Annotated in this window: 26 protein-coding genes; 7 read left to right on the top strand and 19 right to left on the bottom strand. The window is 73.1% G+C overall.

Going from position 1 to position 25,740, the window contains the following annotated elements; genetic code table 11:
• Positions 1-28: 28 nt before the first annotated feature.
• Positions 29-847 carry a rhomboid family intramembrane serine protease gene (locus tag OG406_RS10925; protein WP_329190740.1) on the bottom strand — a complete coding sequence of 273 codons (819 nt, stop codon included), beginning with the start codon at positions 845-847 and terminating at the stop codon, positions 29-31.
• Positions 848-1,047: 200 nt separating this feature from the next.
• Between OG406_RS10925 and OG406_RS10920 the strand changes: the two genes are divergently transcribed.
• Positions 1,048-1,380, top strand: coding sequence for a hypothetical protein (locus tag OG406_RS10920; protein WP_164375107.1), 333 nt, complete (start codon positions 1,048-1,050; stop codon positions 1,378-1,380).
• A 58-nt stretch (positions 1,381-1,438) separates the two neighbouring features.
• On the opposite strand, the gene OG406_RS10915 is transcribed toward OG406_RS10920, so the two are convergent.
• Positions 1,439-2,848 (bottom strand): FAD-dependent oxidoreductase, encoded by a 1,410-nt coding sequence (locus OG406_RS10915; RefSeq protein WP_329185505.1) that lies wholly within the window; start codon positions 2,846-2,848, stop codon positions 1,439-1,441.
• A 27-nt stretch (positions 2,849-2,875) separates the two neighbouring features.
• Positions 2,876-3,877 (bottom strand): DUF4349 domain-containing protein, encoded by a 1,002-nt coding sequence (locus OG406_RS10910; protein WP_443067067.1) that lies wholly within the window; start codon positions 3,875-3,877, stop codon positions 2,876-2,878.
• A gap of 265 nt (positions 3,878-4,142) precedes the next feature.
• Between OG406_RS10910 and hemG the strand changes: the two genes are divergently transcribed.
• Together hemG and hemQ are read left to right on the top strand one after the other, a co-directional pair.
• Entirely contained in the window at positions 4,143-5,633 is a 1,491-nt protein-coding gene (gene hemG / locus OG406_RS10905; RefSeq protein WP_326842146.1) for a protoporphyrinogen oxidase, read from the top strand.
• A gap of 4 nt (positions 5,634-5,637) precedes the next feature.
• On the top strand, positions 5,638-6,369 hold the full coding sequence (hemQ, locus tag OG406_RS10900; RefSeq protein WP_164375103.1) for a hydrogen peroxide-dependent heme synthase: 732 nt from the start codon (positions 5,638-5,640) through the stop codon (positions 6,367-6,369).
• 70 nt (positions 6,370-6,439) lie between these two features.
• Here the strand turns inward: hemQ and OG406_RS10895 are convergent, their stop codons facing one another.
• The 4 genes from OG406_RS10895 to OG406_RS10880 form a co-directional block, all read right to left on the bottom strand.
• Positions 6,440-8,134 carry an alpha/beta hydrolase gene (locus OG406_RS10895; RefSeq protein ID WP_329185502.1) on the bottom strand — a complete coding sequence of 565 codons (1,695 nt, stop codon included), beginning with the start codon at positions 8,132-8,134 and terminating at the stop codon, positions 6,440-6,442.
• A gap of 144 nt (positions 8,135-8,278) precedes the next feature.
• Positions 8,279-9,061, bottom strand: a complete 783-nt coding sequence (locus tag OG406_RS10890) for a TIGR04222 domain-containing membrane protein (protein ID WP_329185501.1) — start codon at positions 9,059-9,061, stop codon at positions 8,279-8,281.
• 142 nt (positions 9,062-9,203) lie between these two features.
• Positions 9,204-9,971 carry a DUF4142 domain-containing protein gene (locus OG406_RS10885; protein WP_164375075.1) on the bottom strand — a complete coding sequence of 256 codons (768 nt, stop codon included), beginning with the start codon at positions 9,969-9,971 and terminating at the stop codon, positions 9,204-9,206.
• Between the two features lie 329 nt (positions 9,972-10,300).
• Positions 10,301-11,707, bottom strand: coding sequence for a DUF692 domain-containing protein (locus OG406_RS10880; protein WP_329185500.1), 1,407 nt, complete (start codon positions 11,705-11,707; stop codon positions 10,301-10,303).
• A gap of 429 nt (positions 11,708-12,136) precedes the next feature.
• Between OG406_RS10880 and OG406_RS10875 the strand changes: the two genes are divergently transcribed.
• On the top strand, positions 12,137-12,955 hold the full coding sequence (locus tag OG406_RS10875; protein ID WP_329190738.1) for an SAM-dependent methyltransferase: 819 nt from the start codon (positions 12,137-12,139) through the stop codon (positions 12,953-12,955).
• Between the two features lie 102 nt (positions 12,956-13,057).
• Here OG406_RS10875 and OG406_RS10870 read toward each other — a convergent pair whose 3' ends face one another.
• Complete coding sequence (locus tag OG406_RS10870) at positions 13,058-13,981, bottom strand: helix-turn-helix domain-containing protein (RefSeq protein WP_329185499.1); 924 nt, start codon at positions 13,979-13,981, stop codon at positions 13,058-13,060.
• Between the two features lie 140 nt (positions 13,982-14,121).
• The gene (locus OG406_RS10865) at positions 14,122-14,352 is read right to left on the bottom strand and encodes a DUF397 domain-containing protein (protein WP_266620282.1); all 231 of its coding nucleotides are present in this window, start codon (positions 14,350-14,352) and stop codon (positions 14,122-14,124) included.
• A 283-nt stretch (positions 14,353-14,635) separates the two neighbouring features.
• On the opposite strand from OG406_RS10865, the gene OG406_RS10860 reads away from it, so the two are divergent.
• Positions 14,636-15,109: a hypothetical protein gene (locus tag OG406_RS10860; protein WP_164375072.1), complete on the top strand. Its 474-nt coding sequence runs from the start codon at positions 14,636-14,638 to the stop codon at positions 15,107-15,109.
• A 16-nt stretch (positions 15,110-15,125) separates the two neighbouring features.
• Here the strand turns inward: OG406_RS10860 and OG406_RS10855 are convergent, their stop codons facing one another.
• Positions 15,126-16,070 (bottom strand): LysR family transcriptional regulator, encoded by a 945-nt coding sequence (locus tag OG406_RS10855; protein WP_327408697.1) that lies wholly within the window; start codon positions 16,068-16,070, stop codon positions 15,126-15,128.
• A gap of 113 nt (positions 16,071-16,183) precedes the next feature.
• Between OG406_RS10855 and OG406_RS10850 the strand changes: the two genes are divergently transcribed.
• Both OG406_RS10850 and OG406_RS10845 read left to right on the top strand, forming a co-directional pair.
• Positions 16,184-17,080, top strand: coding sequence for an NAD(P)H-binding protein (locus OG406_RS10850; protein ID WP_327410988.1), 897 nt, complete (start codon positions 16,184-16,186; stop codon positions 17,078-17,080).
• 71 nt (positions 17,081-17,151) lie between these two features.
• Entirely contained in the window at positions 17,152-17,517 is a 366-nt protein-coding gene (locus OG406_RS10845; RefSeq protein WP_267048784.1) for a darcynin family protein, read from the top strand.
• A 105-nt stretch (positions 17,518-17,622) separates the two neighbouring features.
• Here the strand turns inward: OG406_RS10845 and OG406_RS10840 are convergent, their stop codons facing one another.
• The 9 genes from OG406_RS10840 to zapE form a co-directional block, all read right to left on the bottom strand.
• Positions 17,623-18,351: a peptidyl-tRNA hydrolase gene (locus tag OG406_RS10840; protein WP_164375068.1), complete on the bottom strand. Its 729-nt coding sequence runs from the start codon at positions 18,349-18,351 to the stop codon at positions 17,623-17,625.
• A gap of 76 nt (positions 18,352-18,427) precedes the next feature.
• Positions 18,428-18,631 carry a hypothetical protein gene (locus tag OG406_RS10835; RefSeq protein ID WP_329185495.1) on the bottom strand — a complete coding sequence of 68 codons (204 nt, stop codon included), beginning with the start codon at positions 18,629-18,631 and terminating at the stop codon, positions 18,428-18,430.
• 49 nt (positions 18,632-18,680) lie between these two features.
• Positions 18,681-19,538, bottom strand: coding sequence for a polysaccharide deacetylase family protein (locus OG406_RS10830; protein WP_266851895.1), 858 nt, complete (start codon positions 19,536-19,538; stop codon positions 18,681-18,683).
• Between the two features lie 73 nt (positions 19,539-19,611).
• The gene (locus OG406_RS10825) at positions 19,612-20,595 is read right to left on the bottom strand and encodes a PPK2 family polyphosphate kinase (protein ID WP_164375066.1); all 984 of its coding nucleotides are present in this window, start codon (positions 20,593-20,595) and stop codon (positions 19,612-19,614) included.
• 123 nt (positions 20,596-20,718) lie between these two features.
• Positions 20,719-21,753: a slipin family protein gene (locus OG406_RS10820; RefSeq protein WP_329185493.1), complete on the bottom strand. Its 1,035-nt coding sequence runs from the start codon at positions 21,751-21,753 to the stop codon at positions 20,719-20,721.
• A gap of 178 nt (positions 21,754-21,931) precedes the next feature.
• Positions 21,932-23,446, bottom strand: a complete 1,515-nt coding sequence (locus tag OG406_RS10815; RefSeq protein ID WP_329185492.1) for a SulP family inorganic anion transporter — start codon at positions 23,444-23,446, stop codon at positions 21,932-21,934.
• An 8-nt stretch (positions 23,447-23,454) separates the two neighbouring features.
• Positions 23,455-24,033 carry a carbonic anhydrase gene (locus OG406_RS10810; RefSeq protein ID WP_266851892.1) on the bottom strand — a complete coding sequence of 193 codons (579 nt, stop codon included), beginning with the start codon at positions 24,031-24,033 and terminating at the stop codon, positions 23,455-23,457.
• Positions 24,034-24,103: 70 nt separating this feature from the next.
• The gene (locus tag OG406_RS10805) at positions 24,104-24,442 is read right to left on the bottom strand and encodes a hypothetical protein (protein WP_164375062.1); all 339 of its coding nucleotides are present in this window, start codon (positions 24,440-24,442) and stop codon (positions 24,104-24,106) included.
• Between the two features lie 157 nt (positions 24,443-24,599).
• Positions 24,600-25,706 (bottom strand): cell division protein ZapE, encoded by a 1,107-nt coding sequence (gene zapE, locus OG406_RS10800; RefSeq protein WP_164375061.1) that lies wholly within the window; start codon positions 25,704-25,706, stop codon positions 24,600-24,602.
• Between the last annotated feature and the right edge of the window lie 34 nt (positions 25,707-25,740).

Raw genomic sequence — 25,740 nt, 5'->3', positions numbered from 1 at the left:
CCCCGCGGTCACGGCCGGCCCCGCCGGCTCACCAGCCGTGCCGCGCCTGTCTGCCGAACAGCAGGCGGCGCGGTTCGGGCGGTGGTGGGGTGCCGGGGCGCAGCGGCCAGGCCAGCAGCATGCCGGCGAGGAATCCCACGACGTGCGCGGCATACGCGACGGTGCCCGCGTCCGGCACCGCCGCCCCCGACGAGTACGCGGCCTGGAGCACGAACCAGAAACCCAGCACGATCCACGCGGGCAGCCGGAGCGGCAGGAACACCAGGAACGGGACCAGCACCCAGACCCTGGCCCTGGGATACAGCACCAGGTAGGCGCCGAGGACCCCCGCGATCGCTCCCGAGGCGCCGATCAGCGGGTCGCCCGAGTCCGCGTTGACCAGTGCGAAGCCGTAGGCCGCAGCGAAGCCGCACGCCCCGTAGAACAGCGTGAAGCGGACGTGGCCGAGGCGGTCCTCGATGTTGTTGCCGAAGATCAGCAGGAAGAGCATGTTGCCCAGCAGGTGCAGCCAGCTCCCGTGCAGGAACATCGCCGTGAGCACCGACAGCGGGGGCGACTTGCCGTAGTCCGGCGGGCCCAGCGCGCAGCCCGCGCCGTGCGGTCCGGCCCCGACCTCGCCGGTCGGCACCAGACGCGCCATCCGATGGTGGATCAGTTCCTGCGGCACGGCCGCGTACTGGTCCGTGAACGCGTGCAGGTGGCACAGCTGCGAGAGGGCGCTGTCACCCGCCGCGGATCCGGCCAGACCGGGTGTGTAGAGGAACACGATGACATTGGCGGCGATCAGGGCGTACGTCACATAGGGCGTGCGCCGCGCCGGGTTCACGTCATGGACGGGGATGACCACAAGGAAGTACTGCCCGCGATGCACGGGGTGAATGCGCGGGCCATCCAGTCCCAGGGCCCCCGCGCCCGGCCGGAGTTCACCACCTCGTCCCACTGAACACACCCGCCCCGCCGGCCGTATGTGTCCTCAACCGCCCCCGCCGTGACGGATGTTCCGGCGTGGGTTCGACGCGACGACGTGATGACGTGAGGACACAGGCGATGAACGACCGAGTTACTCCTCCGATGCAGGCCCTGCCCGACGGCGAGGCGGAGATCGCCCTGGTGGTGCACCTCCCCTGGGAGGACGTGGCCGCGCTCGGCCAGGAGGCCGGACGGCTCGCGGCCCGGATGCAGCGCCCGGTGACGCTGGACGAGGCCGTGAGCCACCGCCTGCGGTCCACCCGGTCGGCGGCCCATGCCAAGCCCGCCCAGGCCCCGCCCGCGGTCACCGCGCCCGCCTCCGTCTCGTCGCTGCCCGCCCGGCCGCCGGGGGAGCAGGCCCGCCAGGCGATAGACCGCATCAACGGATCGGCGGGCCACGAGTCCGCCTAGCGGCCGGCGTGACGCCCTACGCGGTGGGGCGGTCGGCGTGGGGGAGCGGTGCGCGCCGTCACGAGGCGCCGGCCCGCACCTTCGCCGTCGCCTTGCGGGCCGCCACCAGGACGGGGTCCCAGACGGGGGAGAACGGCGGCGCGTAGCCGAGGTCGAGGGTCGTCATCCGTTCCACCGTCATGCCCGCGGTCAGCGCCACCGCCGCGACGTCCACGCGCTTGCCCGCGCCCTCGCGGCCGACGATCTGCACGCCGAGGAGCCGCCCGGTGCGCCGCTCCGCGAGCATCTTCACCGTCATGACCTCGGCCCCCGGGTAGTAGCCCGCGCGGCTCGTCGACTCGACGGTGACGGTCTCGAACCGCAGGCCCGCCCGGTGCGCGTCCTTCTCGCGCAGACCGGTGCGGGCGATCTCCAGGTCGCACACCTTGCTCACCGCGGTCCCGACGACCCCGGGGAACGTCGCGTACCCGCCGCCCACGTTGGTGCCGATCACCTGGCCGTGCTTGTTCGCGTGCGTGCCCAGCGCGATGTGCCGCTCGCTCCCCGAGACCAGGTCGAGCACCTCCACGCAGTCGCCGCCGGCCCAGATGTTTTCGTGCCCGCGCACCCGCATCGCCAGGTCGGTGAGCAGACCCCCGTGGTCGCCCACCGGCAGCCCCGCCGCCCGCGCCAGCGCCGTCTCGGGGCGAACGCCGATGCCGAGCACCACCACGTCCGCCGGGTACTCGGCGTCGTCCGTGACGACCGCGCGGACCCTGCCGTCGTCACCCGTGAGCACCTTGGTGACCTCGGCGTCGTCGACCATCGTGATGCCGAGGCCCTCCATGGCCGTGTGCACCAGGCGGCCCATGTCCGGGTCGAGCGTGGACATCGGCTCCTTGCCGCGGTTGACGACCGTCACCTCGTACCCGCGGTTGATGAGCGCCTCGGCCATCTCCACCCCGATGTAGCCCGCCCCCACGACCACGGCACGGCGCCCCCGCGACCTCTCCAGCGTGTCGAGCAGGGCCTGCCCGTCGTCCAGGGTCTGCACGCCGTGCACCCCCGGCGCGTCGATGCCCGGCAGGTCGGGCCGTACGGGCCGCGCGCCGGTCGCGATCACGAGCTTGTCGTACGACGTCCACGCTTCGGTCCCGGTGTCCAGCTCGCGGGACCGCACCCGGGCGCCCGCGACGTCGATCTCCGTCACCTCCGTGCGCATCCGCAGGTCGATGTCGCGTTCCCGGTGCTCCTCCGGGGTCCGCGCCACCAGCCGGTCGCGGTCCGTGACGTCGCCGCCCACCCAGTAGGGGATGCCGCACGCCGAGTACGAGGCGAAGTTGCCCCGCTCGAAGGCGACGATCTCCAGTTCGTCCGGCCCGCGCAGCCGGCGCGCCTGTGACGCGGCGGACATGCCCGCCGCGTCACCGCCGATCACGACCAGTCGTTCCCGGCCCCCACCACTACCGCTCGTTCGGCTCATGCTCATACGAACACGCTACGGGGGCCCGGCATTTCAGTCCCGCTCACCGCCGCCCTCGGCCCTGCCGTCCGCCGGGGGGCCGGCCTGCGGAGCCGCGGTGTCCGGGCCGGCCCCCGGGGACGGGCGCGACGCCGGGACGGCGGCCGGTCCCGAAGCGGTCGCCGGACCCGCGGCCGCGGCGGGCCGGGGACGCAGCCGGGGCCGCACCACGAACAGCCACACCGCGGCGATCAGCGCGGCGCCCGCCGCGAACGGGAGGACCGCCCCGATCGCGAGAGCCAGCCAGCGGATCATGGTGACCAGTACGTTCCAGCCGCCGGCGAGCGCGTCCAGGAAGCCCGGGTCGTCGTCCTTCTTCTCGGCGTGCCGCACCGCCGTCTGGGACAGCGACAGCGTGATCGTCGCCAGACTCGTACGGTCCTTCAGCGAGGCCTGCCGAGCGAGCAGCGCCTCCAGGTCGGCCTCGCGGCTGCTCAACTCCCCTTCCAGGGTGACCACATCACTGAGCTTGGTCGCCTTGTCCATCAGTTCGCGGACCCGGGCCACGCTCGCACGCTGCGAGGCGATACGGCTCCGCACGTCCACGACCTCGTCGGTGACGTCCTGCGCCTTGGCCGTGCGCTCCAGGACCTTTCCGGTGCCCTCCAGGTCGGCGAGCACCTGGTCGTACCGCTCGGTGGGCACCCGCAGGACGACGCGGGTGCGTTCCCGGCCCTCGCCGTCACGCGTGGTCGTCTCGTTGCCCACGTAGCCCCCGGCGCTCTCGACGGTGGTCCGCGTGTCGTCCAGGGCCTGGGGGACGTCCTTGACCCGAACCGTCAGCGAGGCGGTGCGGATGATGCTGTTAGCGGACAGCTTCGTCGGGGCGGTGGCCCTGCGGCCCGTCGCGCTGTCACTGCCCGCGGCGCCCGAGTCCGCCTTCTGCGCGTTCGCGCCCCCGCCGTCCGGCGCCGCCGCCTTGCTGTCGCCGGCGCTGTCGGACGAACTGTCGCCGGCACCGCACCCCGTCAGGGCGAGCGCGGTGACGAGGAGCACCCCGGCCAGGACACGCGACGGCCGGGACGGGTGCGACCGGAGAGCGGGAAGGGGGGACGGTTCCGGCGACGCCGGTCGTGCCGTTCGTGCTGACGTACGTGTGCGCATGGCCTACCCCCGGGACGGTGACTGACTGACGCTCCTTCGACGCCCGGCCGGCCCAGGACGTTGGCCGGATCCGGTCCCGATGCGGTCACGGTCCGGACTCGCACCGGACACCGGGCTCCCCGGCAGAGGCGCCGCCGGGGTCTGAGAAGGTGGAGACATGCGCGAAGAGGACGTTCGTACGGGTTCGGGACACGTCGTGGTCGTCGGGGGCGGCATCGCCGGGCTGGCCGCCGCCCACCGCCTGCTGGGGCGCGGGTTCCGCGTCACCGTGCTGGAGGCCTCGGACCGTCTCGGCGGCAAGCTGCTGACCGGCGAGATCGCGGGCGCGCGCGTGGACCTCGGCGCCGAGTCGATGCTGGCGCGCCGCCCCGAGGCCCTGGCCCTCGCCCGCGAGACCGGCCTGGGCGACCTCCTCCAGCCGCCCGCCACCGCCTCGGCCTCGCTGTGGAACCGGGGTGTCCTGCGCCCCATGCCCAAGGGGCACGTCATGGGCGTCCCCGGCACCGCCTCCGCCCTCGCGGACGTCCTCTCCGAGGAGGGCCTGCGCCGCGTCGAGCGCGACGCCGACCTCCCGCGCACCGAGGTCGGCGACGACATCGCGGTGGGCGAGTACGTGGCCGCCCGCATGGGCCGCGAGGTCGTCGACCGTCTCGTCGAACCCCTCCTCGGCGGGGTGTACGCGGGCGACGCCTACCGCATCTCCCTGCGCCTCGCCGTCCCCCAGCTGTACGCCGCCGCCCGCACCCATACCTCCCTCACGGAAGCGGTCCGCGAGATCCAGGCCAAGGCCGCCGCCGCGCAGCAGACCGGGCCGGTGTTCATGGGCATCGACGGCGGTGTGGGCCGACTGCCCCTCGCCGTGGCCGAGTCGGTGACCGCACGCGGCGGCGAGATCCTCACCGGGACCCCGGTCACCGCACTGCGCAGGACGGGCCCCGCAGGCCCCGCGTCCGACGAGCGGCCCGGGTCCGCCTGGCGGATCGTCGCGGGCGGCCGGGTCCTGCACGCCGACGCGGTCGTCCTCGCCGTGCCCGCCCCGGCCGCCGCCGCGCTGCTGCGCGCCGAGGCACCCGCCGCCGCGACCGAACTGGCCGCCGTCGAGTACGCGTCGATGGCCCTCGTGACCCTCGCCTACCGCCGCGCCGACGCCACCCTCCCCGAGGGCAGCGGATTCCTGGTCCCGCCGGTCGACGGACACACCATCAAGGCCTCGACGTTCGCCTCCCGCAAATGGGGCTGGATCGCCGAGCGGAACCCGGACCTGACCGTGCTGCGCACCTCCGTCGGACGGTACGGCGAGACGGAGGTGCTCGGCCGCCCCGACGACGACCTGGTCCGGGTGTCCCGGCACGACCTGCGGGAGGCCACCGGCCTCGACGCCGAGCCGGTGGAGACCCGGGTGACACGCTGGGACGACGGACTGCCCCAGTACCCGGTGGGCCACCACGCGCGCGTGGCCCGGGTCCGCGAGCACGTGGGCAGGCTGCCGGGCCTCGCCGTCTGTGGGGCCGCCTACGACGGCGTCGGCATCCCCGCCTGCATCGCCTCCGCGTACGCCGCGGTGGACGGCCTCGGCGGCGACTTCGGCGGCCTGGACGCGTTGCGGGCCGACCCGGTGCAGAGCCTGCACGGCGGAGCGGGAGAATAGCCCCATGAGTGACGACGCCCCCACCACCGAGTCCGGCAGGGTCCCGAACAAGGGCAAGCTGGCCAAGGACCTCAACGAGGCCATCCGCTACACCCTGTGGTCCGTCTTCCGGCTGAAGGACGTACTGCCGGAGGACCGCGCCGGTTACGCCGACGAGGTCCAGGAGCTGTTCGACCAGCTCGCCGCGAAGGACGTCACCGTCCGCGGCACCTACGACGTCTCGGGGCTGCGGGCCGACGCCGATCTCATGATCTGGTGGCACGCCGAGACCAGCGACCAGCTCCAGGAGGCGTACAACCTCTTCCGGCGCACCCGCCTCGGCCGCGCGCTGGACCCGGTCTGGTCGAACATGGCGCTGCACCGGCCCGCCGAGTTCAACCGCTCGCACATCCCGGCGTTCCTCGCCGACGAGACGCCCCGCGACTACGTGAGCGTCTACCCCTTCGTGCGCTCCTACGACTGGTACCTGCTGGCCGACGAGGACCGTCGCCGGATGCTCGCCGACCACGGCAAGATGGCCCGCGGCTACCCGGACGTGCGCGCCAACACGGTCGCCTCGTTCTCCCTCGGCGACTACGAGTGGATCCTCGCGTTCGAGGCCGACGAGCTGTACCGCATCGTCGACCTGATGCGTCATCTGCGTGCCTCCGAGGCCCGGATGCACGTGCGCGAGGAGGTCCCGTTCTACACGGGCCGCCGCAAGCACATCACCGAACTGGTGGCAGGGCTCGCCTGACCGGCACGACACGACGGCGGGCGCCCCTTTTCCGGGGGCGCCCGCCGTCGTCATGTCACCGAACCGTCCGTCAGGGCGCCTGCCCGGCGCTCCGGGCGGCCGGCCCGGCCTGTTCCGCGTCCTTGGGCGTCGCCGCCGGGCCCTTCGCGCCCTCGGTGCCGCGCTCACCGTCGGGCGCCTGCGCCGTGGGCTCCTTGTGCGGTGCGCATCCGGCGTCCCGCCCGGGGAGCCGCCCCTCCAGCAGGTAGGCGTCCAGATAGCCGTTGACGCACGTGTTGGGGCCGCCGCCGATCCCGTGGGTGCCGGCGCCGTTCTCCGTCACCAGCACCGAACCCCACAGCCTCCTGTGCAGCTCCTTCGCCCCGTCGTACGGCGTCGCCGCGTCCCGCTCGGCCGCCAGGATCAGCGTCGGCGGCAACTCCCCCGGCAGGGTCCGCACGTCGAGCGGCTTCTGCCGCGGCACCGGCCAGTACGCGCACGGCAGGTTCATCCACACGTTGTCCCAGGTCTCGAACGGCGCCACCCGCGCGAGCCGCGTGTTGTCGCGGTCCCAGGTGCGCCAGTCGGTCGGCCAGGACGCGTCGTTGCACTCCACGGCCGTGTAGACCGCGCTGCCGTTCTCCTGCTCCGCCGCCGCCTCCGGATGCGGACCCGCGATCTGCACCAGCGGCTTCGGGTCACCCTTCAGATAGGCGGACAGCGCCAGGGCACGCTGCGGCCAGTAGTCGTCGTAGTACCCGGCCTGCAGGAACGCGCCCTGGAGCTGGGCCGGCCCCACCGTGCCCCCGGCGGGCTTCGCGGCGAGCCGGGCCCGCGCCCTCTCGTACGAGTGCAGCACCTCATCGGGTGTGCCGCCGAGGCCGTACACGTCGTCGTGGCGCGCGATCCAGCCGCGGAAGTCCGCCCAACGGCCCTCGAACGCGGCCGACTGGTCGAGGTTGTTGCGGTACCAGATCTGCTCGGGATCCGGGTTCACCGCCGAGTCGAAGACCATCCGGCGCACGTGCGAGGGGAACAGGGTCGCGTACAGGGCACCGAAGTACGTCCCGTACGACGCGCCCATGAACGTCAGCTTCCGCTCGCCGAGTCCGGCGCGCAGCACGTCCAGGTCACGGGCGTTGTTCAGCGACGTGTAGTGGCGCAGGCCCGCCCCGGAACGCTGCGCGCAGCCGCGGGCGTACGCCTTCGCCTCCGCGATCCGCTCCTTCTTGTACGACTCGGAGGGGAACGTCGGGGACTGCGAGGGCGCCTTCTGGAACCGCTTCGGGTCCTGGCAGGACAGCGGCGCGGAACGGTCGACACCGCGCGGCGCGTAGCCCACGAGGTCGTAGGCGGCGCCGATCGGCTTCCACTCGGGGAGGAAACCGATCAGCGGGAAGTACATGCCGGACGCGCCGGGCCCGCCGGGGTTGTAGACGAGGGCGCCCTGGCGGGGGACCTTGCGCTTGGGGTTCCGCGCGTCCTTGCCGGTGGCCTTCACACGGCTGACGGTCAGCTTGATCCGCCTGCCGTCGGGGTGCGCGTAGTCGAGGGGCACGGTGACCGTGCCGCACTGGAGGTTGCCGGGCAGCTCCTCCACCTTGGGGCACGCGCCGAAACGGATGCCGGCGGCCGCCGCGCGCTGTGCCGCGACGACGGCGCCGCGCGCCTCGGCCGAGGCCGAACCGGTCCCGTCCGGCCAGGCGGTGGTGCCGCCGGCCGGGGCGGCGACGAGCGCCGTCAGGAGCAGGGACCCCGCGGTTCCCTGGAGGACGGCAGCTCTCATCGCGAATCCCTTCGGCGCACGGCAGCGACAGAAGGATGCTTCGTTCGGCCGTCGGCGATGTAAAGCACCGGTCGCCGGTGTCGGCCTCAATGACCCCGATGCGCCCCCCGGGGCGCCTCCCAGCCCCCGTGCGAGCCCCCGCCGTCAGGCGCCGTGGCCGGCGCCGCGGTCCCGGTGGGCGAGTGCCGCGCGCACGTCCGGTTCGCCGATGGCCCGGACACCGCGCACGGCGACCGAGGTGAGATACGTACGGTCGTCGCCCGACGCGTCGGAGTGCCGGGCGAGGGTGCCGAGCAGCCGCTGACCGGCGGGAGAGGCCCACCGCGTGTACGGGTGCACCTCGATGCGGGCGATGGCGAGACAGCTCAGGGTCAGGACGAGCGGGAGGGCGAACCAGACGGCCACCGGCACCCCGCTCCCGCTGGGCCCGGCCGGCAGCAACAGGGCCGCGACGGCGAGCACGAGAACCGCCGCGGCGGCGGCCTGGACCTGGCGGACGGCGCCCGCCACCGTGGTGCGGGCCCCGTCGGGCACGGCGAGTCCCGCCGCGACCAGGCGGTCCGCCAGCCGGTGCACCGAGTCCGCGGCGGCCGTGGCCGCCCGCACCGGAGCTATCCGCGACTGGCCCTCCGGACCGATCGCCCCGAGCACCGAGCGCTCCATGTCGTCGCGCCCGCGCGGGTCCACCACCGTCGCCCAGCCGGTGTGCGCGAGCAGCAGCCGGCGCTGGCGGGCCATCGAGACCAGGGTCAGATCGGCCACCCGCGCCGGGCCGCCCGACAGGAACGCCGCCTCGTACAGCGTCAGGTCGTGCCCGTGCGCCTCCCGGGCGCCGACCGTCGCGGCGCGCACGGCGGCCAGGCACAGCCGCGTGCACGATATGCCGGCCGCGGCCCAGGCCGGCAGCAGGAGAAGGACCCAGAACATGGCGTGTTTCTATGCGAAGTCCGGGGCGGGCGCCATGCCTTATTCACCATGTGGACGGAGCGTTGCGGGTCTGTGACGTTCCGCTCGGCCCGCTGAGGAGCGGGCGGGTGGGACGCGGACGGTGGCGTGCGGCCCGGTGCCGTCAGGGACTCGACGTCGGCCGGGGGCGCGTCGCCGGCGGCGGGAGCGGATACCCCGAGGACGGCGTCACCGGGACCGGCGACGGCGGGGCCTCGGTCGGGCCGGGCGGCGCGGGGGAGCTGGTGAGCGGTGGCGGGCTCGCGGTCGCGGCGTCCCGGGCCAGCGCGTCGAAGTCGACGTAACCGGTCGCCTCCAGCACCTTGATGTGGTCGAGCACGGTGGTGTTCGCGTCGTCGGCGAGATCACGGACCAGGGAGTTGCGGGTGCTCGCGCGGACCTGGGCGACCACGGCGAACACCTTGCCGTGCGCCGCGCGCAGGAGGTTCGCGAAGTCGCGGTCGTACGCGGTGCCGTGGGCCGCGTTCAGCGTGGCCAGCCAGCCGCGCTGCTGCGGGTTCGGCTGGTTGGGCAGCTCCAGGCCGAGGCGGGCGGCGACGTTGCGGACGCGCGCGTCGAGGAACGTGTGCCCCTCGATGAGGTGCTCGCCGGCCGTCCGTACGGCCTGGGTGGTGCCGCGTTCCTGGGCCTGCTGGCCCGCGGGCAGCTCCCAGAGCCCGGCCAGCCGGACCTTGGTGACGAACTCCCGGTCCAGGGCCGACAGCGGTCCGTACCGCGTCGGCACGGACTGCGCGTTCAGGGTGTCGAGGCCGGTGCCGGAGCGGTCCGCGTACGACCAGATCGGAAAGGCCAGGGCGGCGAGGGTCGCCAGGAGGGCGGTGATGATGAGCCCTGTTCCACTGACCAATCCGGTGCGGTTGATGGATCGCATGGTGCCTCCTGTTGCGGCACCGCACGCTAATGCGCTTCGCGTGCGGGTTGGCATGCTACTGCGGGGGCTACGCCAACTGCCGTGCAGGAAAATGGGGTTGCGCGGAGGGTGGAAGGCGCCGGTTGCGGTGGTTCGTGCCTACGTCAGACCGCACGGAATCCACCGGAAACGGACGCGCACACCTCCTTCACAGAGAGCGGTGTTAGTCCGGGCACACTCCGCGGACGGCTCGTGTCGCCCACGCGTGCTCGAAGCGGCGCACCGCCGCCGGGGCCGGGCCGCGGTCCCGGCCCGTCGCGGGGCGCGTCCGCACCCCGCGACCCGTCCGCTCAGCGGCCCAGCAGCACCCTGAGCGTGGCGCGGGCCAGCCGTGCCCCCGGGCGCCGGGACAGCGGGGCCGGCCCCGAACGCTCCAGCCACCACTCGCGCAGCAGCCGGGTCTCCGCGCTCTCCGGGAGCCCCGCGAGCAGCAGGTGCTCGGCGAAGTCCAGGGCGTCACGCCGGTACCCGCCGGACATCGGGTGCCCCTGCGCGTACGCCAGGAAGGCCGGCCGGTACACCTCCGCGAGGATCTCCGGCAGTTCGGGGGCGACCTTGGCGACCACGTCCGCCCGCTTCGCGGCGAGGGCGCGCGCCTGCACCCCGAGCCGGACCCGGTCGAACCCCTCGGGCGCGGGGGTCCCCGCGACCAGCGCCGACAGCAGGGCGGCCTGCGCGAGGGCGAGCCGCTGCCGGGCGGCGTCCTCGGCCCCCGTCGGCACCTCCACCGGGGCGGCGGCAGCGTGCTCCGGGCGGCCGGCGGTCCCGGCGTCCGGCACCACGCCGTCGCCGGTGATCGCCTTCGGCGGGGTCGGCGCGTACGTCACGCCTCCTCGCCTGCCCGCCCCGACCGTGGCGCGCGCCCGCGCCCTCGTCACCGTGCGCCGGATCGCCGCCAGTTCCCGCTCCAGTTCGGCGGGCTCGGGGAAGTTCTCGTCCCGTTCGAGGAGGACGCCGGGCGGTGCGACCCGGGACGCGAGGTCGGCGAGGATGCCGAGAACGGGCTCGGGGACGGGGTGGGCGTGGCTGTCGTGCCAGGTGCCGTCGCGTTCGAAGCCCCCGGCGACGTGGACGTAGGCGATGGCCTCGACGGGGAGTTCGTCGAGTGCCTTGGAGGGGTCCTCGCCGCGGTTGACGTGGTTGGTGTGCAGGTTGGCGACGTCGATGAGGAGATGGACCCCGGTGCGGTCGGCCAGGTCGTAGAGGAACTGTCCCTCGGTCATCTCCTCGCCGGGCCAGGAGATCAGCGCGGCGATGTTCTCCACGGCGAGCGGCACGGGCAGCGCGGCCTGCGCGGCCCGGACGTTCGCGCACAGGACGTCCAGCGCGTCCCGGGTCCGCGGCACCGGCAGCAGGTGGCCGGCCTCCAGGAGCGGCGAGGCGGTGAGCGGTCCGCCCGCCCGGACGAACGCGATGTGCTCCGTGACGAGCGGCGACCCCAGTGCCTCGGCGCGCTCGGCGAGCGCGGTGAGCCGGGACGCGTCGGGACGGTCGGCGCCGCCGAGGCCCAGCGAGACGCCGTGCGGCACGACCGTGACGCCCCGCTCGCGCAGCCGCAGGAGCGACTCCGGAACGTGGCCCGGGCACACGTTCTCCGCCACGGCCTCGACCCAGTCGATGCCGGGCATGCGCTCCACGGCCTCGGCGATCTCCGGCCGCCATCCGATTCCCGTCCCCAGCCGCCTCAGCTGCTGCATGTCCCCTCCTCCGTCACGGTGCCCGTCCGGCCTGCCTGTGTGTCGTCTCCTCACGACGGCCCGTCCCCCGGCGTGACGGTGTCATGGCCCAGTCGGCGAGCGTCCAACCCGTCGGAGCGGACGTTCAGAGCAACATTTGAGGTTCGGGGACCGCCGGCGCGGCGACCGGGCCGGCCACCGGAGCGCGTTGTCCGGGCCGCAGGGTTCGCGCCGGGCCGTGTCGCCTCGCCGGGAGGCAGGGCCGACGGCCGCGGAATGTTCCGGCTTCCGGGACGGTCCGGCGGGGAGTGCGGGATGCTGGAGGGCGAGGCCGGGGTCCCGTCCTCCGTCTCCTGCTCCGCCCAAGGACTGGTAACGCCAACTTCCGCTTATCTACTATGTATTGACCGTCGGGCCAGTCCTTTGGCGCGGCACTGATCTGGGGGAATGATGCAGCCTGACCAGCAGCTGTCCACGGCGATCGATGCCACCGTGCCCACGGCCGCGCGCATGTACGACCACTATCTCGGCGGCAAGGACAACTACGCCGCGGACCGGGCGGCGTGCGAGGAGCTGGACAAGGTCGTACCGAGCACGCGCGCGCTGGCACTGAACAACCGGCGCTTCCTCCAGCGCGTGGTGAAGACCCTCGCCGAGGGCTACGGGATCCGGCAGTTCCTGGACCACGGATCCGGCCTGCCCACGCAGAACAACGTGCACCAGGTCGCCCAGCAGATCGACGAGACGTCCCGCGTGGTCTACGTCGACAGTGACCCGATGGTCCTCGTGCACGGCCGGGCCCTGCTGGACCAGAACGACCGCACCGCCGTCATCCACGCCGACCTGCGCGAGACCGAGCAGATCTTCACGCACCCCGACACCGAGCGGCTGATCGACTTCTCGCAGCCCGTCGCGGTGCTGTTCAACTCGGTGTTCCACTGCATCCCGGACAGTGACACGGACGGGCCTCTCTCCGTGATCGCCCGCGTCTCCGAACGGCTCGCCCCCGGCAGCTTCATGGTGATGTGCCAGCTGGTCAGCGAGGACCCCGAAGTCCGCGCGTTCGTCACCGACTTCATGGACACGGCGACGCAGGGCCACTGGGGCCGGGTGCGCCAGGAGAAGGACGTGGCGGAGTACTTCGCCGGCCTGGAGATCCTGGACCCCGGGCTCGTCGAGGTGTCCACCTGGCGTCCCGACACCGACGTGGTGGCACGGCAACTCACCCAGGAGTGGATCGAGTTCGGCGGGGTCGGCCGCATCGGGTGACGCGGAGAGGGTGCTTCGGCGTTCCGCGCCGAAGCACCGCGAGGCCGTGTCCCGGGAAGCCCGGGGCGGCCGTCCGTCGCGTGGGTGCCGGAGACGGCCGTGTCAGTCCGCCGTGCTGTAGCGCCGCTCCATCGTCTCGCGCAGCAGCGCCAAGGACTCGCGCGGGTTGAGGGCCTCGTCGGCGAGCCGGTCGAGCACCACGCGGTACTCCTCCGTCTCGTCGCGGTCCTCCAGGAAGTTGGCGCTCCTGATGTGCTCCAGGTAGACCACGTCGGGCAGTTCGACACCGCCGAAGCGCAGATAGGTGACCGGAATGGCCGGCGCCGACGCGTTCGTCACGTCCAACGGCACGATCTGGACGATCACATGGGGGCGCTGGGCCATCTCGACGAGGTGCTCCAGCTGCCGGCGCATCACCTCGGGGCTGCCGAGGACCCGCAGCAGCACGGACTCGTCGACGACCGCCCACAGATGGGGCGCGTCCTCCCGGTCCAGGAGCTCCCGCCGGCGCATGCGCAGCTCCACCCGGCGTTCGACCTCGCCGGCCGGGGCCGTCGGCAGGCCGCGCTGCACGACCGCCCGTGTGTAGTCCGGGGTCTGCAACAGGCCCGGCACGTACTGGATCTCGAAGGTACGGATGGTGGTGGCCGCCTCCTGGAGCCCGACCAGCCGGTCGAACCATTCGGGCATCAGCCGCTTGTCGTAGCGCTGCCACCATCCCGGCTCACCGGCGCGCTGGAGAAGGCGCAGCAGGACCGACACCTCGTAGTCGTCGGTCCCGTACAGGCCGAGGAGGGCCCGGACGTCGGCCTCCGTGGGGGGCTTGCGGCCCTTGCCCGCCTCGATGCGCGACAGTTTCGCCGGGCTGAACCCCAGCGCCCGCGCCGCCTGTTCCTGGGAGAGGCCGGCGTCGTCGCGGGCACCCGTCAGCTGTACGCCGACCAGCATCTTCAGCAGAGTGGGCGCGGGCTCCTGCCGACTCAGATACGGTTCGAGGCGGGAGGCGCGGGGTGACTCGACAGACATCCTGGCTCCCAGTCGACCGGCAGAAGACAGCTCAAATTATCGCACCGATGCGGTCTGGGCCGCATGCGTCGACAGAAGTGGAAAATCACTCCTCCGCTTCGCCGGGACCGGGATCCGGGCTCCGTGACGCGGGAGACCGATCACAGGAGGTGGTCGAACTCGCCACCCTTCGCACCCGCCAGGAAAGCGGCCACCTCCGCCGGGGTGTAGACGAGGGCCGGGCCCTCCGGGTCGCGGGAGTTGCGCACCGCGATGCCCCCTTCGCCCAGGCTGGCCACCTCGACGCAGTTCCCCTCGGCGTTGCTGTGGCTGCTCTTGATCCAGCGAGCGGCCAGCGAACTCGCCCGCACTCCGTTCGGCACCGATCGCACCACGCACTCTCCTTGCTGACGTTCCATCACGCGGTCACCGGCCACCCCGTCCCGGAATCGGGCGGACACCACGTGGCTTGATCTTCTCCCTCCACCGTCGTGCAATTTCTCGTGCAATTGCACGAAGGTGGTGTCAGGTGGATACTAGCGGCGGCGCCAACGGGCTTGCCAGCGCCAGTTACTGACGTTGTTTCAGGAAGCGCCCCAGAGGGCGGGACCGGGGCCGGGACGTCGAGCGGCCCGCACCACCTGACACTGTCCGACGCCCTCGGAGGGAGCGGAAATGGCAACACCACTCGAGAACCTGGAACACGTGTCGTGGGAGGAGATCAAGGACTCCAGCGGCTCCGCTCAGGCCATCCCGTTGCTGCTGAACGCCGTCGCCTGGGGTGACGAACCGACGGCCCGGGCAGCACTTCACGACCTGCGGGAACGAATCTGCCAGTACGGATTCGTGGTCGAACAGGCCACCGCCGCCACGGTCCCCTTCCTGTGGGAACTCGTCGAACTCCCGCGGGTCACCTGCCGCGTGCAGATCGTCCAGCTCCTCAAGGACATCGCCGACGCCCGCCAGTGGGAACGCACGGCCCGCGCCTACCCCAAGCTGCTCAACCGCCGCGAGAACTACGTGGGGTGGGAGCGCGAGGCCCGCCAGGCGGTGCGGGCCCGCCGTGGCGCACTCCAGCACCTGCTCGACGAACCCGACACCGAACTCGTCCGGGTCACCACCGAGCTCGCCTCCGCGCTGGCCGACTGACCCGGCCGGAGACACGTCAGACGGCCGGACTCGGCTGTCCGAGGGTCCGACGGACCGCGTCGCGCAGCCAGTGGTGGCCGCCGTCGGCCGCGTGCCGCGGATGCCAGGCCATGCCGATGGACAGCGGCGGCAGGGGCAGCGGGATCTCCAGGAGCCGCAGGCCGAGCGCGCCGGCCGCGTCCGTGAGCGGTGACGGCGCGACGCCCGGCGGCGCGGAGGGGATGAGACACACGAGGTCGCTCCCGGCGGCGAGCGTCATCGCGGCCAGATGCCCGGGCAGGACGACAGCGACCCTCCGCCGCAGGTTCCGCTCGGCCAGGGCGCTGTCCAGCGGGCCGGTGAACCGCCCCCGGCGGCTCACCACCACATGCTCGGCGGCGGCGAGCCGTTCCGGCGTCAGGACGCCCTCCGTGAGCGGGTGTTCCGGCCGTACGGCGGCCGTCATCCGCAGGGTGACCAGTTCCTCGACCCTGGTCTCGGGGTCGACGTGGTCGATGGAGCCGACCTCCAGGTCGATCCGTCCGTCGCGGAGCGCCGGACCGGCCTCCAGCTCCTCGGCCCGGAACCGCAGCGAGACCGCGGGTGCCTCCTGACGGGCGAGCCGCAGCAGGCCGGGGGCGAGGGCCGCGCCGACCAGGTCGGCCGCCTGGAGCGTGAACGTGCCGCGGAGCGCGGCCGGATCGACGCCGGTGCCCGGCGAGAGCAGCGCCCCGACACGGCGCACCACCGCGGCGGCCTCGTCCCGCAGGGCCTGGGCACGGGGGGTGGGGACCATGCCCTGTCCGGCCCGGACCAGCAGCGGGTCCCGGAGGACACGGCGAAGGCGGGCGAGGGTCCGGCTCATGGCCGCGGGCGACGTGTGGAGACGGGCGGCGGCCCGCGTGACGCTCTGCTCGGCCAGCAGAGCGTCCAGCGCGACCGCGAGATTCGCGTCGATGACGGGCTCTGGTGTGCTGCTCATGTGGGTTGTTCCGTTCCAGGCAATGATCCCTTGCTGAAGTTCCCATTGTGGCAACAATGGCGGGCTCCGCAGGATGAGTGACGTACCGATCCGGCACGACCCGCGAGGTTTTCATGATCGTCATCACTGCTCCCACCGGGAACATCGGCCGCCACCTGCTGCCCCTGCTCCTGGAGTCCGCCCCCGGCCACGGCGAGGAACTGCGCGTGATCGTGCGCGACCCCGCCCGCCTCCCCGACGCGGTGCGCGAGCGCGTCGAGGTGGTCACCGGCTCGCACGGCGACGCCGATGTCGTCGACCGGGCCTTCGAGGGCGCCGACGCCGTCTTCTGGCTCGTCCCGCCGGACTCCTCCCGGACCCCCGAGGAGGCCTACAGCGGCTTCAGCCGTCCCGCCGCCAAGGCCCTCGCCACCCACGGTGTCGGTCACGTCGTCGGCGTCTCCGCGCTCGGCCGCGGCACAGCGCTCGCCGGACGCGCGGGACTGGTCACCGCCTCCCTCGCCCTGGACGACCTCATCGCCGGCACCGGCGTGGCCTACCGGGCGCTCGCCAACCCGTCGTTCTTCGAGAACCTGCTGGAGGAGGCCGACTCCCTCCGCGACAAGGGCGTCTTCACCGACGTCGTGGCCGCCGACCGCAGGGCTCCGCTCGTGGCCGTCGCCGACATCGCGGCCGTCGCCGCCGGCCTGCTGCTGGACCGCTCGTGGACCGGCAGCGACAGCGTTCCGGTGCTCGGCCCCGAGGACCTGTCGCCCGACGACCTCGCCCGCATCATGACCGAGCAGCTCGGCCGCCCCGTCCGCTACGAACGGCAGCCCCTCGGCGAGCTGTACTCCACCCTCGTCGGATACGGACTCGACGAGGCGTTCGTCCAGGGCATCGCCGACATGAAGCGCGCCAAGGACGAGGGCCTCGACGCGGGGGTCGTCCGCACCCAGGAGACCGCGACCCCCACCACCTTCGAACAGTGGTGCGCCCGGACCCTCACGCCGGCCGTCCTCGCCCGATGACGCACCACCCCGCGACGGACCGCACGAGGTCCGGCACCCCCCAGACGTCCGTCACCACGGAGGCACACGCCATGTCCACCCCCGCGGCCGCACCGCCGGTCACCGCGTTCATGCTCATCAAGACCAGGCCCGAATGGCTCGCCATGACCCCGCAGGAACGCATGAACGCGTTCACCGGCCAGGTCGTCCCCGCCATCGAGGCCAGGACACGCGGCGTCCGGTCACGCTTCTACGACACGGAGTTCTACTCCACCCGCGTCACCGACGTGTGGGTCTGGGAGGCCGACGACCACGACGCGTACCAGCGCCTCGTCGACGCGCTGCGCGAAACCCCGTTCTGGGACCACTACTTCGAGATCGTCGACCTGCTGGTCGGCACCGAGAACGGCTACGCCCGCACCTACGGCTTCGACCCCGTCGCCACCGTCACCACCTGACCGACGCCCGACCGCGCCGACGATCCTCCGGTTCCCCGAACCCGAGGCCGTCGGCGCCGGACGGACCCGCGCGGGGCGCGGCCCGTCGGGGGCCGACGTCCGAGGTCAGTGCTTCAGCGACCTGACACGGTCCACGCCCTCGACGGCGACGGTCTCCCCGGGCGCGATCTCCGTGAAGCCCGCGTCGCGCACCAACGGCCCGTCGGACCGCATGAGTTCATCCCAGTGGGCCTGCCGCGCGGTCCGTACGGTGAGGGGGAAGCCCGCGTCCCGCCAGGCCGCCTTCTCCTCGTCCGACAGCTCCCACCAGGTCAGTTGGGCGCCATGGCCGGTCTGCGCCATCGTCTTGCCGGCCGACATGTCCAGCCCCGGATTGAGCCACAGCACCGGCGCGTCCGGATCGGCCTCGCCCGGCGGCTCCGGATCGTCGAGATCCGTCCCGGAGACCTGGAGGCGGGCCAGGTCCTTGGGCCAGCCGTCCAACGGCACCGGCGGGAAGACCCGCACCTCGGCGGACCCGCCGGTCACCGTGATGCCGGGCAGCGCCTCGGCCCGCCGCCACTCGGCGCCGCGTGCCCGCCGGACGACCTTGCGGATCCGGGCGTCCTGCCAGTCCCGCATCGCCCGCGCCCACTCCCCGTCGCCGAGCGACCGCTCGTCGCTCAGGATCGTCAGGACCGCCCGGGCCGACGTCTCCAGCGCGTCGGTGCGCGCGGGCGGAGCCGCCTTCTCGATGTGCACGACCAGCGGCAGCACGAACTGCGGTGCCTCGTCGCGCGCGGTGGGCTCGTTGCGGAAGGGACTGTCGTCGGCGGGGGTCGGCTCGCTGGTCACGCGTCCCAGTCTGCCAGGCGCAAGATCGGTCCCGAGCGGACGGTTCGTACAGACGTCCGGCCGCGTTCCGCGCAGGTCAGCCCGAACAGGCGGTGCGCTGTGCTTCCTGCCACGCGCAGACGGGGCACAGGGTGACGCCCTTGTACGACTCCGGGTACTCGGTGGGTTTCCGGCACAGGACGCACTCCGCGTACGGCGGGCCCTGGTCGCCCGCCGCCCCGAGGTCGCGGGACTCCGCGCCCGGCCCGTCCGCGCCGGTGGCGCAGTAGTCGTCGCTCATGCCACCAGCGTACGGACGCGGGGTGGGCCCGCGGGAGGCGCGGGGAGGGTCAGTGCCGTCCGGCGGAGGCGCCGATCAGCTGCGACACCTTCACGAAACGGAAGCCCTTCTTGCGCAGCTCGGGCACGATCGTCCGCAGCGCGCGCTCGGTGACGGGGGCCGCGCTCCGTGTGCAGTGCATGACCACCACGGAGCCGGGCCGGACACCGTCGAGGACCTGACGCGCCACGGCGTCGGCGTCCGTCGCGAAGGCGTCACCGCTGATCACGTCCCACTGCACGGCCGTGACGCCGACCGAGCTGAGCGTCCGCAGCGACCGCTGGTCGTAGCATCCGCCGGGGAAGCGGAAGTACGGCATCGCGTTCCGCACACCCGCCCGCTCGAAGGCGGCGTACGCCCGCTCCACGTCGGCCCGCATCGTGTCCTCGGACACCGTCGGCAGCCCGTAGCAGTCGCCCGTGAAGGCGTAGTGGCTGTACGAGTGGTTGGCGATCTCGAACTGCGGGTCCTGCCCGATGTCCCGGGCCTCCCGCGGGTACTCGTCGGCCCACCGGCCCGTCATGAACACGGTCGCGGGAACCTTGAACGCCCGCAGGGTCGCGATCAGCCGCGGGTTGTCGAAGTGCTCCCCGGCGGCGGCCCGGGGTCCTTCGTCGGCGGTCATGTCGGCGTCGAACGTCAGCGCGACGGTCTTGCCCTGTGTCCGCGGTCCGTTCTTGAAGACGGGGGTCAGCCCGGCCGGACCCGGCGCGAGCGTGGGCGGGCGCGAGGGCGCGGCGCTGGTGGCGGGCGCGTGGTGGCCCTGGCGCGCTACGGGCGGGCCGGCCGGGCCGCCGCACGCGGTGAGTGCGGCGCCGAGGGCTCCGAGGGCACAGGTCAGGGCGAGACTCCGTACGGAAAGGATCACCGCATGAAGATATGAAATGAAATGTGACTACTCGCCCGTCCTGGGGGTGTGGCGCCCGCATCCGGTCACCACGTCACCCGGCTGGGGCCGTGCCCGGACCGGTGTCACCGGTGAGGAGCTGCCTCCGGCACTCCTCCACGTCGAAGTCCGCCTTCGGGTACTGCGGATCGAGGGCCTCCAGGTGCTCCTGGAGAAGCCTGCCGATCGCCCAGTTGCGGTACCACTTGCGGTCGGCGGGGACGACGAACCAGGGCGCGCCCGGCGTGGAGCAGCGGTCGAGGGCGATCTCGTACGCCTTCTGGTACGCGGGCCACGCGGCGCGCTCGGTGATGTCGCCCGGGTTGAACTTCCAGTACTTCTCCGGGTTGTCGAGGCGGGCCAGGAGGCGGCGTCGCTGCTGCTCGTAGGAGACATGCAGGAAGCACTTCACCACGGTGACGCCCTCCTCCGCGAGGGACTCCTCGAAGCGGTTGATCTCGCCGTAGCGGCGGGCGATCTCCTTGCGCGGGGCCAGTTCGCGCACGCGGCCGATCAGCACGTCCTCGTAGTGCGAGCGGTCGAAGATGCCGATCTCGCCGGGCTCGGGCAGGGCCCGCCTGATCCGCCAGAGGAAGGAGTGCCTGCGCTCCTCCGGCGTGGGGGCCTTGAACGCCCGGATGCGGCAGCCCGAGGGGTTCAGCTGGCCGATCACGTGCTTGACGACACCCCCCTTGCCGCTGGTGTCCATGCCCTGGAGGATCAGCAGGATCCGCCGCTGGTCGCCCGCCGTGCTCGCCGCGTAGAGGCGCTCCTGGAGGTCGGCGAGCTGTTCGCCCATCCGGGCGGCGGCGGCCAGGCCGGAGGCCTTGTCGTGCGGTCCGCCGGGAGTGGCCTCGGCGTCGTAGGCGGAGAGGTCCACGCCCTGCCCGCCGGGCACGCGCAGCAGTTCCCGGAGCCGCGCGGGGGGCCTGGCCTCGTCCTGGCCGCCGTCCTGCCCGTGGTGCTTGTGCTTGCCGCTGTTCTTCTTGTCGTGCTTCTTCTCGTCCTTGTCGTGCTTCCCGCCGTGCTTCTTGCCCACCGCGCGCCCCTTCCGGCCGTGTTCCTCGATGGTGCGCCGGGTGTCCGGGGCCCGCTACCCGTTCGGTGCGCCCGGACGGCCGGTCACCACGTGCCCGCAGCGGGTGCCCCGAGCCGGACGGGGTCAGTCCAGCGGCTTCTCCCCGAGTTCCTCCGGAGCCTCCGGTTCCCGGGACTCCGGCAGCCTCCCGGGCGCGTCCAGGTCGCCGAAGGCGCCCGGTATCCCGAGCCCGTCGGTGTCGCCGAAGGCGTCCGGAACGCCGAGGCCCTCCGGCAGCCGGCCGGCTGCGTTCGCCAGGGCGGGCGGCTCGGTGTCCTCGGTCACCTGCTGCTCGTCCGTCGGGGGCGGTGTCTCCGGCGGACGCTTGGCCTGCGGCTCCGGAGCGACCGGGGCCTGCCCGGACTGAGCCCGCTCCAGGAAGCGGAGCAGTTCGACGGGGAAGGGCAGCACGAGGGTGGAGTTCTTCTCGGCGGCGACGGCCACCACGGTCTGCAGCAGCCTCAGTTGGAGGGCGGCCGGCTGTTCCGACATCACCTCGGCGGCCTGCGCGAGCTTCTTCGAGGCCTGCAACTCGGCGTCGGCGTTGATGATCCGGGCCCGCCGCTCGCGGTCGGCCTCGGCCTGCCGGGCCATGGAGCGCTTCATCGTCTCGGGCAGCGACACGTCCTTGATCTCGACGCGGTCGATCTGCACGCCCCAGCCGATCGCCGGGCTGTCGATCATCAACTCCAGGCCCTGGTTGAGCTTTTCGCGGTTGGACAGCAGATCGTCCAGGTCGCTCTTGCCGATGATCGAGCGCAGGGAGGTCTGCGCCATCTGCGAGACCGCGAAGCGGTAGTCCTCGACCTGGATGATCGCGTCGGCGGCGTTCACGACCTTGAAGTAGACGACGGCGTCGACGCGGACCGTGACGTTGTCGCGGGTGATGCCCTCCTGGGCCGGGATCGGCAGCGTCACGATCTGGATGTTGACCTTGCGGAGCCGGTCCACGAACGGAACGATCATGGTGAAGCCGGGGGAGCGGACCTCGCCCGCGAGCCGTCCGAGGCGCAGGATGACCCCGCGCTCGTACTGCTTGACGACCCGGGCGCCGGCCGCGACGTAGACCACTCCGGCAGAGCCTGCCACCGCGATCGCCGCGATGATTTCCTCGACCATGACGACCCCCTTCCGAGTCGTCCGGTGCGGACGGTCCCCTTCCGGGCCGTCCGACATGCCTGACACGTCCAGGTTACGTCGCCGGGTCGGTGTCCCCGCGGGCCGCCCGGCACGCCTCCCTGCGGGGATGGGCGGCGGGATGGGCCGGGCCCGCCGGAGGGCGGGCCCGGCCTCCGGGTCACATGTCCGGGGTGACCCGCACGGGCTCGGTCCCGGCGGCGCTGTGCCGCGTCGACCAGGTCTCCAGCGCGGACCGGCACGCGTGGTCGAGGTGGTGCAGACCGGAGATGTTCAGCTCGATCGGACGGTCCTGCGGCAGCGCCTCCAGGCTGTCGAGGATCCTGGGCAGCCGCAGGAACGTGGCGTTGCCCGACAGGTACACCTGGACGGGACCGGCGCCCTTGTCTATGACGTCGAGCCGCACGTGCGAGGCCTCCCACGCCGTCTTGGCCACCGCCAGGGCGAGTCCGATCAGCACGCCCTCGAACATGCTGACCGCGACGATCGACACGGCGGTCACGACGAGGATCAGCGCCTCGCCCCGGTGCTCACGCCACAGGGACGCGACCTGGCGCAGCGGGATCAGCTTCCAGCCCGCGTGCACCAGGACGCCGGCGAGGGCGGGCAGCGGGATGACACCGAGCGCGGCCGGCAGCAGCGCCGCGAACAGCAGGAGCCAGACGCCGTGCAGCACCCGGGACGCCTTCGTGCGGGCGCCCGCACGCACGTTCGCCGCGCTGCGGACGATCACGGCGGTCATCGGCAGCGCCCCGAGGAGACCGCAGACCGTGTTGCCCGCGCCCTGTGCCGTCAGTTCCTTGTCGTACGCGGTCCGCGGGCCGTCGTGCATCCGGTCCACGGCCGCCGCGCTGAACAGCGACTCGGCGGAGGCGATCAGGGTGAACGCGAGGATCGTGCCGAGCAGCCCGGCCGTCGCCAGACCGCCGAACGCGTCGAGGGGCGGCGGCTGGATCGAGCCCAGCAGGCCCCGGACCTCGACCGTGGCGACGGGCAGGCCGAGCAGCGGCACGGCCAGGGTGGCGAGGAGGACGGCACCGAGCGCCGCCGGAACCGCCCGCACCCGCCGAGGCAGCCGTGGCCACAGGACGAGGACGGCGACGGTGCCGACGCCGAGGCCGAGCGAGGCCAGCGCGTCCGGGTCCCCGACGGCGTCGGCGAGCGCCCGTGGCAGCCCGGTGAGCTTGTCGACGCCGGACGCCGGTGCCTTCAGACCGGCCATCGCGTAGAGCTGGCCCGCGATGAGGACGAGCCCGATGCCGGCCAGCATCCCCTCGACGACCGAGAGGGAGATCGCCCGGAACCAGCGCCCCAGTTTCAGCGCGCCCATGAGGAGTTGGAGCAGCCCGGTGGCGAGCACGATCACGCCGAGGGACGCGAGGCCGTACTCCCGCACGGCCTCGAAGACCAGCACGGTCAGTCCCGCGGCGGGACCCGACACCTGGAGGCTGCTGCCGCGCATCAGGCCGGTGACGACACCGCCCACGATGCCGGTGACCAGGCCGAGTTCGGCCGGCACGCCGGAGGCGACCGCGACGCCGACGCAGAGCGGCAGCGCGACCAGGAACACGACGACGGAGGCGGCGAGGTCCTGCCGCAGATGGGGGAACCTCGCCGGGAGGCTCCCGAGGCCGGACCCGCGGGCGGGGTCCTCGGTGTTGTGGGGGTCGGTCATCGCGCGCCTCACAGCGCTTCGAAGGTGTCGGTGTCCGGGCGGTGTTCGAGCACCGCACCGGTGTGGACCTCGTAGTACCAGCCGTGCAGCCGGAGCCGACGGTCCGTCAGGGCCCGCTCCACGCAGGGGTAGGAGCGGAGGCGGAGCAGTTGCGCGAGCACGTGGGACCGGACCGCCCCGGCGACGGCGGGGTCGTCGTCCGGCACGTCCGCCGGCGGCTCGGTCTGGGCCAGCCAGTCGCGGACGGCCGGTACGGCGGTGAGGTCCTCGCCGCGCACCAGGGCGCCGACGGCGCCGCAGTGCGAGTGGCCGCAGACCACGATCTCGCGGACGCCGAGCACGTCCACCGCGTACTCGACGGTGGCCGCCTCGGAGGTGGGGCGGCCGGGGACGTAGGGCGGGACGATGCTGCCCGCGGTGCGCAGTTCGAAGAGCTCGCCGGGGCGGGCACCGGTGATCAGGGCGGGAACGACCCGTGAGTCGGAGCAGGTGACGAACAGCACCTGCGGGGACTGGCCTTGGGCGAGCGAGGCGAAGTCCTCGGGTCGCCGGCCGAAGGAGCGGGCATGGTCGATGAGAGGCTGCATGGCGGATCCTCCTGGCGCGCCGTCGGGGCGCGTCGGCTTGCGGAGCGGGGTGTGGGGGGAGGTGCCCTGCTCAGCAGCGGAAGACCTGAAGTCCCGCGGGGGAGTGCGCGGTCGAGGCTCTGGACGTGCCCGGATGCGCGGTACGAAGGGGTGCGGGCCGGCAGTCGGCGGCGGGGTCGCACGCCTGCGGGACGAGGACCGGCGGTCCCGGTTCGGGGTCCTCGTCGTGGACGCGCCGCCGGGTTCCCTGGGCCGGTGCCACCTTGTGCGGGTGTTCCGCCTCGGCGCAGGCGACGACCTCACCCCGGTGCGCGGACGCGAACGACTCGGCGGGGGCGAGGGGTTGCAGGCTCAGCAGGACGGCGGCGAGCACCACGAACAGGGTCCGGGCCGTCGTACCTCGGAACATGCGCCCCCTCCCGGCTGCTCACCCATGGCGACGGTCAGCTTCGTTCCGTAGCGTAACGGCCGGAGTTGTTTGCAGGGTTAACTGCGCGTTTCGCCCGCGAAGAGCGCCCGAAAGGGGGCGGGCGGTTGGCGCGAACCCGCTCTCCGCCGGGCCGTGCTCAGTCCTTCGGCTTCTCCACGAGGCCCTTCGCGTCGCGGGCCAGCGCCGTGAGCCGGGAGATCGCGCGGAAGTACTTCTTGCGGTAGCCGCCGTTCAGCATCTCCTCGCTGAACAGCTGGTCGAAGGGCTCTCCGGAGGCGAGGACGGGGACCTCGCGGTCGTACAGCCGGTCCGCGAGCACGACGAGCCGCAGCGCCGTCGACTGGTCGGGGACGGGCTGGACGTCGGTGAGGCAGACCGCCCCGATCCCGTCGGTCAGGGCGCCGTAGCGGCTGGGGTGGACGCGCGCGAGGTGCTCCAGCAGGTGCGGGAAGTCGTCCAGGGAGGCGCCCTCGGTGGCGTACGCCGCCTTGGTGACCTGCTCCTCGGAGAACGGCGCCGGAGCCTCGGGCAGCCCGCGGTGCCGGTAGTCCTCGCCGTCGATGCGCAGCGGCCGGAAGTGCGCGGACAGGCCCTGGATCTCCCGCAGGAAGTCGGCGGAGGCGAAGCGGCCCTCACCGAGCTTGCCCGGCAGGGTGTTCGACGTGGCGGCGAGCGCGACGCCCGCGTCGACCAGCTTGCCGAGCAGGGTCGAGACGAGGACGGTGTCGCCCGGATCGTCGAGCTCGAACTCGTCGATGCACAGGAGGCGGTGCCCGGAGAGGGTCTGCACGGTCTTCTGGAAGCCGAGCGCGCCCACCAGGTTCGTCAGCTCCACGAAGGTGCCGAACGCCTTGAGCGCGGGCTCCGCCGGGGTCGCGTGCCACAGGGAGGCGAGCAGGTGGGTCTTGCCGACGCCGTACCCGCCGTCGAGGTAGACGCCCCGCGGGCCGGCCGGGGTCTTCGGGGCCTTGCCGAAACCGAACAGCTTCCGCCTGGGGCCGCCCAGGGCGTGCGCCCCGCCGAGTCCGGCGGCGAAGGTTTCGAGGACCCCCACCGCCTCGGTCTGGCTGGGCTGGTTCGGGTCCGGGATGTACGTGGCGAAGCGGACCGAGTCGAAGCGCGGAGGCGGCACCATCTCGGCGACGAGCCGGTCGGCGGGCACGTGCGGCTCGCGGGCGCACAGGGACAGGGGGGCCGCTTCGGCTATCGGGTCGATCCCGGAGGCGGTGGTGGAGGACGACACGGTCACCCACTCTATGCGCCGTGCCACACTGCAC

Source organism: Streptomyces sp. NBC_01428, assembly GCF_036231965.1.
Lineage (GTDB): Bacteria > Actinomycetota > Actinomycetes > Streptomycetales > Streptomycetaceae > Streptomyces.
This window is presented reverse-complemented; position numbering and strand designations above follow the sequence as displayed.